Source organism: Porphyromonas levii DSM 23370, from assembly GCF_000379925.1.
Lineage (GTDB): Bacteria > Bacteroidota > Bacteroidia > Bacteroidales > Porphyromonadaceae > Porphyromonas_A > Porphyromonas_A levii.
Window position 1 is genome coordinate 1 of the sequence record NZ_KB904215.1, and the last position, 2,777, is coordinate 2,777.

Below are 2,777 nucleotides of genomic sequence, written 5' to 3' on the forward strand. Positions count from 1 at the left end.
TCAAGGGATCACGGTAACCGCCATCACGCAGAATATCGGATGAGGCGCAATTGAACAGCTTATTGTACCGCTCAGCCATCTGTTCCTTAAAGGTCTCAGGCTGTCTTCCTAACCAATCGACAAAGCCTTGCCGTATCTCTTCAATCTTGGAGTTGGCTTGCTGAATCTTCTCCCCATCCCTTACCTTAATCGTCTTCATCATACCCGACACTGGGTCTGGCACCTCCTTACTCTTATTGATTTCGGGGATGGTGTTCTGCAGAGCATGTCCTAATAGCTTGATACCATCATACCGCCTAAACTCTCCCTGCACCGCATACTTGTTCCATATATTGGCATTCTTACGCTCACACTGTACAGCATACTCATCCATATTGGCGTGGTACGAGACATCCACCTCCGTGCCAAAGAGATCCGATGCAAAGAGCGAATAGACCTTACTCGGGATCCATCGCTCCCCTAGATTGAAGTCTAAGTCAGCAAAAGGGACAGGCGTAGGAATAGCAGCTTTGAGAGCCGAAAGACTTCGCTTCGCCTCTTCCACGTCGGGATGCTCCAAGAGCCATGACTCCAATCGCTCCGCTTTCTCAATGACATTGCCCGAGATGTACTTATCGGCAATCTCGTAGTTACCCACCTCGGGATTATAGAAGATACGGTCTTCTAATTCGGTCACAAGGTCGCTCTCCTCTATCTCGGGCAGTAGCGAAGCCATATAGCCCAAGTCCACCTCCCCAAACTTATTGAGCGAAGCCGAGAGTGCTTCCAAAGGGTTTGCCACGACTGTAAGCTCCTCATTTGAGAATGCGGTAGGGTGGTCAAAGATATCTGCCTTAACCAGCTTCCCATCGATGCTTCGCTCCAAGAAGAGCATCTCCACCCCAGTAGCATCCATCTTGATAAGGTCCACATTGGAGCGGTCATTGAAGTGTCCTCTTTGTGCTACAAAAGCATCGTAGAGGCGATTGAGCTTCTGTCGCTCCTCCTTATCCTCCACCCGATTGTGAGCCTCATAGTCATAAAGACGGTGATAGCTGTCCCTTATCTCCACATACTCCTTTAGCTTCGAGAGCTGTCCATAGGACAAGTCCATAGGATTGAAAAGCGGACTACTCTTTACCCCTGATAGAAAACCGACCTGACCATTCTGAACCACAATGGATCCATCACGCAGGTGACTATCGGGAAGTGAGAGAAAAGGTCGAGGAGATGTATCAAATACCTCCTTAATGGGCTTACCCGTATTGGGTATAATATCCCCCTCCTCATCAAAAGAGAAGAGTGATGGCTGGGTCATCTTAGGAGTAGCTCTCTTGGCACTCCTTTTTGGAGAGGCAGGCTTAGCCACACTTTGTTTTGACTTCTCTTTCTTCTCAGTCTGAAGTTCCTTATTGGCCCGATCCACCTCCTTTGTCCATTGGATATATTCCTCTGGAGCAAAAAGTGGTAGCATGGATGCCTCAGACCTCTCATCGTACAGCGTTGGGTCATCTATCGGGTGATGATCATCGTCAAAGTACACCAACTTACCACCCATCTCCCTCGGTGCTTCAAAGTCAGTGCGAATAACACTCTCCTCTTGCTGATGTTTTTGCCTCTCATAGAGCTTATGAAGGGATAGTACTGGCACTCCCTCAGGTGCCACATCTTCCTCTTTGACAAGCTCGGGAATAACATCCTTTACCTCCTGCTTATGTGTGTATTGCTCGCCAATGTACTCTTTGAGTTCCTCAATCTGATGAAGCGGTTTCGGCTCAAAGTAAAGGTCACGCTCAATGCCTAATCCTCTCACCTTTACCTCTCTCATCTCAGCAAGGGACATATAGCCTAGCTCCCAGCCATAGCCCATAGTGGTCAAGCCAAAACCGATTTCCTCCTTCGGGTCATATTCTAGAATATAAGAGGTGTAGGCACCCATCGGAAAAAAGTAACGACCATAGGCGACCTTATCCCCCAATAGCTTTATCTTCTCCGTGGCATAGAGCTTAGGGAGCTGCTTTTGCAGTGGCTTAGGCATCAGGTCGTAGGCATTCTCAGCCCCTTTTTGAACCACCTCCTGCTCCTCTTGCTTTACTTCTTTCTTTTGCCCTAGCACTCCAGTCTCATAGAGGGAGAGGTCAAATTGTTTACCCATACTCTATAGTCAGTTGCTCCCGAATTTCATTGGCAATCCCCTCTACACCGCCTTCGTGGGTATAAACCCAAGTGGGCTTGCCATAAGGGTCGCTTCCTATTCTTTTGTCTGTAGCAATAATCCGCTGGCGAGCTTCTTCTCCCTCAAAAAGAGCATTGTGGGTAAAAGCGATACTAAAGCCATCACCCTTAGACACAGCATAGCTCTCAATAAAGAGCTTCTCCGTGGGAGTCAGCTCTTGCTTATTACTCTGCTTCTGTAGGATAATCAAGTCGCTCCCCACCTCTGTCCCAGCATTATCGGAAAACATGCCCGAGGGGAGCCTCAGTGCAGAGACGAGGTTACTATGCTCCATTAGATACCTCCGAATAGGCTCATTTTTAGGCGAGTCCAAGACACCTCGCGAAGCAATAAAAGCGAGCAACCCGCCCTCCTTCAGCACATCAAGCCCTTTAACAAAGAAATAGTTATGAATTGCCTTGGTAGAAGACTGCTTAATCACCTCATCACTCTTGAGGAAACCTCGGTCATAAACCAAGAAATCACCAAACCCAAGTTTGACCCCTAGAGTATATTTTGAGGTGGTTTTTGGGCATTTTGAGGAGTGAAATGCTGATTTCATCGGGGTAGTTGTTTTTTAAAT

General features: G+C 47.7%; 1 pseudogene. It reads right to left on the reverse strand.

Features of this window, described 5'->3' with window-relative positions:
• A pseudogene (locus A3GG_RS12575) lies at positions 1–2,684 on the reverse strand (DUF2958 domain-containing protein); the annotation flags it as partial.
• Positions 2,685–2,777 lie beyond the last annotated feature (93 nt).